At 72.1% G+C, this 7417-nt stretch carries 7 protein-coding genes; all 7 read right to left on the reverse strand.

Annotated features, from left to right (window positions below; translation table 11 throughout):
* Nucleotides 1-36 precede the first annotated feature (36 nt).
* On the reverse strand, nucleotides 37-1320 hold the full coding sequence (locus RM540_RS15825) for a sensor histidine kinase (RefSeq protein WP_311665909.1): 1284 nt from the start codon (nucleotides 1318-1320) through the stop codon (nucleotides 37-39).
* 112 nt (nucleotides 1321-1432) lie between these two features.
* Nucleotides 1433-2707, reverse strand: a complete 1275-nt coding sequence (locus tag RM540_RS15830; protein ID WP_311665911.1) for an adenylosuccinate synthase — start codon at nucleotides 2705-2707, stop codon at nucleotides 1433-1435.
* Between the two features lie 140 nt (nucleotides 2708-2847).
* Nucleotides 2848-3198 (reverse strand): STAS domain-containing protein, encoded by a 351-nt coding sequence (locus tag RM540_RS15835; protein ID WP_311665913.1) that lies wholly within the window; start codon nucleotides 3196-3198, stop codon nucleotides 2848-2850.
* A gap of 121 nt (nucleotides 3199-3319) precedes the next feature.
* Nucleotides 3320-4258: a protein translocase subunit SecF gene (gene secF, locus RM540_RS15840; RefSeq protein WP_311665915.1), complete on the reverse strand. Its 939-nt coding sequence runs from the start codon at nucleotides 4256-4258 to the stop codon at nucleotides 3320-3322.
* 82 nt (nucleotides 4259-4340) lie between these two features.
* Complete coding sequence (gene secD / locus RM540_RS15845; protein WP_311665917.1) at nucleotides 4341-6290, reverse strand: protein translocase subunit SecD; 1950 nt, start codon at nucleotides 6288-6290, stop codon at nucleotides 4341-4343.
* Nucleotides 6291-6387: 97 nt separating this feature from the next.
* Entirely contained in the window at nucleotides 6388-6867 is a 480-nt protein-coding gene (locus tag RM540_RS15850; RefSeq protein WP_311665919.1) for a hypothetical protein, read from the reverse strand.
* 155 nt (nucleotides 6868-7022) lie between these two features.
* Nucleotides 7023-7304, reverse strand: coding sequence for a DUF427 domain-containing protein (locus RM540_RS15855; RefSeq protein WP_311665921.1), 282 nt, complete (start codon nucleotides 7302-7304; stop codon nucleotides 7023-7025).
* Nucleotides 7305-7417: the final 113 nt, after the last annotated feature.

The following is a 7417-nucleotide window of genomic DNA, read 5'->3' on the forward strand; positions in this document are numbered from 1 at the left end:
CTTTTCCCTTTTCCCTTTTCCCTTTTCCCTTTTCCCTCACGCCTGCCGTGCCAGCGTGATGCGGAACGTGGTGCCCGCGCCCGGCGCCGTCTCGTGGACCGCCAGCGTCCCGCCGTGGTAGCTCTCGACGATGCGCCGGGCGAGGCTGAGGCCGAGCCCCCACCCGCGGCGCTTGGTCGAGAACCCCGGACGGAACACGTGGCGGGCCGTCGCCCGGTCCATGCCCTTCCCCGTGTCCGCCACATCGACCACGACCGCCCCGCCCTCGGCGCGGCCCGCGATGGCGATCCGGTGCGGGCCGGGCGCCCCGTCGAGGGCGTCGAGCGCGTTCTTGAGCAGGTTCTCGACGACCCACTCGAACAGCTCGCCGTTGAGCGGGGCGGTCAGGTCGGGCGGCACGTCGACCGTGATCGCGACGGGCGCGCTCGTGGGCACGCGGCGGCGGATGTAGTCGGCCACGCGCTCCAGGACCTCGCCCACGGCCGTCGGCGCGAGGTCGGGCGTCGACCCGATCTTCTCGAAGCGGTCGGCCACGCGGCGGAGCCGCTCGACGTCCTGCTCCAGCTCATCGGCGACCGTCTCGGGCGCCACGCTGTCGCCCAGGCGGAGCAGCTCGATCCACCCGATCATCGACGAGAGCGGCGTCCCCAGCTGGTGGGCCGCCTCGCGCGCCATGCCCACCCACAGGCTCGACTGCTCGCTCCGGCGGACGTACGAGAACCCGAGGTAGCCGACGAGGATGAACAGGGCGACGACGGCGAGCTGAACGACCGGGAACAGACGGATGAGCCGGGCCAGCGGGCTCTCGCCGTAGTGGACGAGCTGCACGAAGCCGGGCGACACCTCGACCGGGATCGGGTCGTGGAGCGCGTCCATCTCGCGGGCCAGCGCCACGTGGTCGGCGTCGTCGGCCACGTTCCGCCACAGGACGGCCGCCGTCACGGCCTCGTCGGTGACGATAGCGGGGACGCTGAACCGCTGGGGCTCGACGATCTGGGAGAACACGAAGTCCAGCCCGTCCGACGGCGGCCCGTCGCGGAGCGAGTCGAGCGCCGCCGCGAGCCGCGCGCGCTCCGGGGCGGGGCGGCCCGACGCCTCGACGGCGGCGGCGAGCTCGTCCCACGGCGCCGCGCCCTGGGCGCTCAGCCCGGCCCGACCCTGGAACGCGATGGCCTCGGCCCACAGTTCGACGGCCGCCGCGTCCTGAGCTTCGAGCCGCCCCGCCAGGCGCTGCGTGAACAGTAGCGACGCGACCCCGATCACGACCGCCGCCGCGATCAGGCCGAGCTTGAGCTTGGTGCTGGTCCGGTAGGCCTGCATAGGAACGCTGAACAACGAACGCTGACTGATGAAGGGGCGCCCGCTCCGCCCAGCCACAACGGAGCGGGGTGGCAAGCTCTCACTTCATCGTTCGCGGTTCAGCGTTCATCGTTCATGCCACGAGCGTCTCCTCGCGCTTCGGGCCGGTCCCGATGACGGTGATCCGCACGCCGACGCGGTCGGAGACGAACTGGAGGTAGTCGCGGGCCGCGGCGGGGAGGTCGCCCATCTCGCGGGCGTCGGAGAGGTCGCCGGAGAAGCCGGGGAGCGTCTCGTAGACCGGCCGCGCGCGCTCCAGCGTGCGGAGGTCGGTCGGGAAGCGCTCGGTTCGCTTGCCGTCGACCTCGTAGGCCGTGCAGACGCGGAGCTCGTCGAGCCCGGACATCACGTCGAGCTTGGTGACGGCCAGCTCGGTGAACCCGTTGAGCCGGCTCGTGTAGCCCAGCGCCACCAGGTCGAGCCAGCCGCAGCGGCGCGGCCGCCCGGTCGTCGCCCCGAACTCGTGGCCCTGCGCGCGCAGCCGCTCGCCGGTCTCGTCCAGGAGCTCGGTCGGGAAGGGGCCGTTCCCGACGCGCGTCGAGTACGCCTTGACGATGCCGATGACGCGGTCGACGGCCGTCGGCGGCACGCCGAGCCCGGTGCAGCACCCGCCAGACGTCGGGTGGCTGGACGTGACGTAGGGGTACGTCCCGTGGTCGACGTCGAGGAGCGCGCCCTGGGCGCCCTCGGCGAGCACGCGCTGGCCGTCCGCGAGGGCGTCCTGGAGGTACGCCGCCGTGTCGGTCACGTACGGGTCGATGAGGCGGTCGAACTCGACGTACTCGTCGACGATCGCGTCCACGTCCAGCCGCTCGCTCTGGTAGATCTGCGACAGGATCTCGTTTTTCTCCTCGATGGCCGCCGTCAGCTTTTTCCGCAGCCCGTCGCGGTCCAGGAGGTCGACCACGCGGATCCCATTCCGCGCGAACTTGTCGACGTAGGCCGGGCCGATGCCGCGCCCCGTCGTCCCGATGGCCTCGGCGTCGCGCCACCGCTCCTTGGCCTGGTCGAGCGCCTTGTGGTACGGCATGATGAGGTGGGCGTTGTGGCTGATCTTCAGCCGGCCCTCGACGGGGTAGCCCAGCGCCTCGATCTGCTCGATCTCGTCGACGAGCGCGGCCGGGTCGATGACCACGCCGTTCCCGATCACGCACGTCACGCCGTCGTGGAAGATGCCGGACGGGATGAGGTGGAGCACGAACGTCTCGTCGCCCCACTTGATCGTGTGGCCGGCGTTCGCCCCGCCCTGGTAGCGGGCGACGATGTCCATCTGCGGAGCGAGCAGGTCGACGACCTTCCCTTTTCCTTCGTCGCCCCACTGGGCGCCAATGACGATCGAGACGGGCATACGGGGGAGGGATGAGGGGATGGGGAGGGATAGAGGGATGAGCGTCGCGGCCCCCACCCCGCCCGACTCTCAGGCGGCGGGCGGGGTGAGAATGGGGGTAGGGCGGCGGAGCGGAGCGGCTCTGCACATCCCCCTATGCCCTATCCCTCCATCCCTTCAAAGCTTGCCACGGCCTCGTCGGCGGAGCCGAACGACTGGAACGTGTCCGCGAGCTGCGTGACCTCGAGGAGCGTGCGGACGCGGTCGCCGACGTTCGCGAGTCGGAGGTCGCCGCCCGCGTTCCGGGCCGTCGTCAGCGCACCGATCAGCATGCCCAGCCCGGACGAGTTCATGTGCCGCACCCCGTCCAGGTCGACGACCGCCCACAGCGGGCCGTCGCCGCGGGCCTCGTGGAGCGCGTCGTGGAGCGCCGCCCCGCCCGGCCCGCCGAGGGCGTCGCCGGTGAGCGTGAGGACGGTGACGCCGGAGCGCGTGGCGCGGTCGATCTGCATGGGTCCGGGGAGAGGCGGGCGGGGCGGACGGAAGCTAGGGCCGCCACCCCGCCCGCGTGACTCCGCCGGGCGGGGCGGTCCAACAGAGCCCGCCCCGCCCACGGCGGGCGGGGCGGGGCGGTTAGGCCGCCGCCGCGCGGCGCGTGCCGCGCACGGCCGGCGCGTACTTGCCGCGGAGCCACACGACGAGCGGGCTCGCCACGAAGATCGACGAGTACGTCCCGACGGCGATCCCGACGAGCAGCGCCAGCGAGAACCCCTTGAGCACCTCGCCGCCGATGAGGAACAGGATGAACACCGTCAGCAGCGTCGTCCCCGACGTGAGCACGGTCCGCGAGAGCGTCGTGTTGATGGCCCGGTTGGCGACGACGTCGAACCGCTCGGTCTTGAACAGCGCCGTGTACTCGCGGATGCGGTCGAACACGACGACCGTGTCGTTGATCGAGTAGCCGACGATCGTCAGCAGCGCCGCGATGAGGACCTGGTCGATCTGGAGCGAGAACGGGGTCACGTTGTGGAGCAGCGCGAACAGCCCGAGCACGATGAGCACGTCGTGGGCCAGCGTGAGCACGGCGGCGACCGCGAACCGCCAGTCGAACCGGACGAAGATGTACAGGAGGATGACGAAGAGGGCGCCGAGCACGAGGAAGATCGCCTTCTCCTTGAGGTCGGACGCGATGCGCGGCCCGACCGAGCTCGTCCCGATGATGTCCGGGGCCGAGCCCGGGAAGGACTCGGCGAGCGTCGTCGTCAGCGCCGCCTCCAGCGCGTCGGGGTCGCCGCCGAGCCCGGTGCGGACGAGGAGCGTCCGGGGGTCGCCGAACTCTTTGGCCTCGACGCCGTCGCCGAGCACGCCGTCGAGCGCCTGGCGGGCCGCGACTGGGGCGATCGGCTCGGCCGACTCGACCACGAACTCGGTCCCGCCCGTGAAGTCGATGCCGGCCTCCAGGCCCGGGTAGAACAGGGAGACGATGGCGATCACCAGGAGAATCCCGGAGGTGATGTAGCTCGCGCGGAAGTCGCTGAGGAAGTCGTGCGAGGGGTTTTCGAAGATGCGCATGGCAGGGTTCGGTACGGGGTACTAGGTACGGGGTACGGGCGCGGGACGAGGGCCTCCCTCGTGCCCCGCGCCCTGTACCGAGTCAGCCGAAGGCCACGCGGGTCCCGCGCGACTGGACGAGGTAGTCGAGGACGAGACGCGTCACGACGAGGGCCGTGAACAGCGACGTCAGGATGCCGGCCATGAGCGTGACCGCGAACCCCTGGATCGGGCCGACCCCGAACGAGAACAGGATGACGCCGATGAGGAACGTCGTGATGTTGGCGTCGGCGATCGCCGAGAGCGCCTTGGCGAACCCGCCGTCGACGGCCGCCCGCATCGTCTTGCCCGAGTCGAGCTCCTCGCGGATGCGCTCGAAGATGAGCACGTTCGCGTCGACGGCCATGCCGATCGTGAGCACGATGCCGGCCATGCCCGGGAGCGTGAGCGTGGCGCTGAAGGACGCCAGCACGCCGAAGATGAACAGGAGATTCAGGACGAGCGCGATGTTGGCGATGAGGCCGGCGCCGCGGTAGTAGAACGCCATGAACACGCCGACGACCAGGAAGCCCACGATGAGCGCCCGCGTGCCGGCCCGGATGGAGGCGGCGCCCAGGCTCGGCCCGACCGTCCGCTCCTCGACGATGCGCACCGGGGCGGGGAGGGCGCCCGACTTCAGGACGGTCACGATGTCCTCGACGTCCTGGCGCGAAAACTGGCCCGTGATCTGCGTCCGCCCGTTGGGGATCCGGCTCTGGATCACGGGGTCGGAGTAGACGCGGTTGTCGAGGACGAGGGCCACGGGGCGGCCGATGTTGGCGCCCGTGATCTGGCTCCACCGCTGACCGCCGACGCCGTTCATCGTGATCGACACCTGGGGCGCGTTCGTGTACGGGTCGAAGTCCGGCCCGGCGTCGGTGATCACGTCGCCCGTGAGCTCGACGCGCTCGTTGATCCCGATGAGGTTGTACACGTCCTCGCCCTCGGGCGTGACGCCCTCAGGGTTGGCCGTGTAGAGGAGCCGGACGCCGGCGGGCAGGAGCGCCTGAGCGCCCGGCGCCTCGAGCAGGCGGCGGACCGTCGCCGTGTCGCGGGCGACGACCTGCCCGAAGATGGGCGAGCCCTCGGGGACCTGGATCAGCCGGAGCGCGTCGGCGAGCGAGTTGCCGCTCGCTGAGGGCGCCTCCCCGCCCGTGACCTGGGCGAGGTCGACGGCGCCGGCCGAGTCGCCGGCGGCCGCCACGCGCTCGCCGGCCGCCGTCGTGTCGATGGCGGTGCCGGTCGTGTCGGCGTCGGTCGTCGCGGCGGTCTCCGCCCCGCCCTCGCCGTAGTACTGGAGCACGCGGAGGGCCGCCTGCTGGAGCTCCTGCGTGGGCGGCGTAAGGTGGAACGTGAGCTTGGCCGTCCCCCGGAGCAGGTCGCGCACGCGCTGGGGGTCGTCGACGCCCGGGAGCTCGACGACGATCCGGCTCCCGTCCTGACGCTGGATGAGCGGCTCGGTCACGCCAAAGCGGTCGATCCGCTGGCGGATGATCTCCTCGGCCCGTCCGAGCGCCTCGTCAACCTCGGAGCGGAGGTAGGTGACGACGTCGGCGTTCGAGGACCGGGCCGTGATGCCGGCGTCGGTGTTGCGGAAGTAGCGGGCCAGCCGCGTGTTCGGGCGGACCTCCTCGACGGCGTCCGCGAACAGCGTCACAAAGTCGCTGCCGCCGTCCTGCGCGCGCTCGTTCGCGATCTCGATCGCCCGCTCGAACGTGTCATCGGCCCGGTTGCCGGCCAGCTCCTGGAGGAGCGCGCCGGTCCCGATCTCCAAGGCGACGTGCATGCCGCCCTGGAGGTCGAGGCCCAGGTTGAGCGACGACTCGCGGGTCTCGAGGAGGTCCTCATAGTTTTCCTTTTCGTAGACCTCGCGTTCGTCGGAGCTCATGGCCGCGAGCTCGCGGTCGTTGAGCGCGTTCTGGATCGTCGGGAACAGTTGCCAGAGCGAGATGAGCACGAGCGCCACGACGGCGAACAGCTTGAATCCGTAGCCTTGCATAAGGGGGAGGCGCACGGCGGCGCCGGTTGAGTCGGGAGGGAGCGGCCGCCCCCCATCGGGACGGCCCATCGGCGTTGAGACGGTCGGGAGCCCCGCGAGCGGGGCCGCGCCGCTACGGGCCGCGTGCCTGGACCGCGTGCGCCGCCCCGCCCGCGGCGGACCGCGCGGCGGGCGGGGTGGACCGGACCGCCCCGCCCACCACGGGCGGCGGCGGGGCGTCGCCCAGGACGCCGGGCGAGGCGGAGGCGAGCGGGGTCGTCGCCCCGCCCGGGACGAACACGACGTCGCGGGGGACCGGCGCGTCGTCGCCCACGCCCTGGCCCGCGAGGAGCTGCCGGACGGCCTCGGGCGAGACGGCGTCGCCGGCGGCCTCGGCGTACGCCTCGGCGAACGCGTCGACGGCCTTTCCAAAGTCGGCGTCCCGCGAGGCCGCGACGGCCGAGCGGAACGCGTCGGCGTCGCCGAGCAGCGACCGCAGCGCCTGCGGCCGCGCCGCCTGGGCCGTCGCCGCTGGCGCCCACGCCGCGCCCGTCCCCACTAGGAGGAGGGCGGCGACCGTGCGGAGCACGAGCGGGTGGCGGAGGAGGCGCATCGGCCGGGGACCTGGAGACGGCTGAACGCGCAGAAGGTAGCCCCCGGTGCCGGACCTCTCGGGGATCGCCCGACCCCTCTCCGGGTCTTCACGGCAACCCGCCGCCCCGCCCCGCTCGCGGGCTCCGGGCGGGGTGGTCAGGACGCGCCGCGCGCCTACTCCGACACCTCGACGCCCTTCCAGAACGCGACGTGGTCGCGGATCTCGGCCGCCGCCTCCTTCGGCTCGGGGTACGTCCACGCCGCGTTCGCGTTCGTCTGCCCGTCCACGACGACGTCGTAGTAGCTGGCCTTGCCCTTCCACGGGCACGTCGTGTGGTGGTCGCTCGGCGCGACGTGCTCGCGGTTGAGCGCGTCGGCCGGGAAGTAGTGGTTGCCCTCGACGACGACGGTCTCGTCGCTCTCGGCGATCGTGGCTCCGTTCCAGGTGGCTTTCATGGCGGGGACTGGGGACTGGGGACTGGGGACTGGGGACTGGGGACTGGAAGATGACCGCCCCGCTCGTGGCGTGGGCGGGGCGGAGTCGTGAGGAACTTTTCGGCCGCCGCTCC

This window comes from Rubrivirga litoralis, assembly GCF_031846415.1.
GTDB classification, from domain to species: Bacteria; Bacteroidota; Rhodothermia; order Rhodothermales; family Rubricoccaceae; genus Rubrivirga; species Rubrivirga litoralis.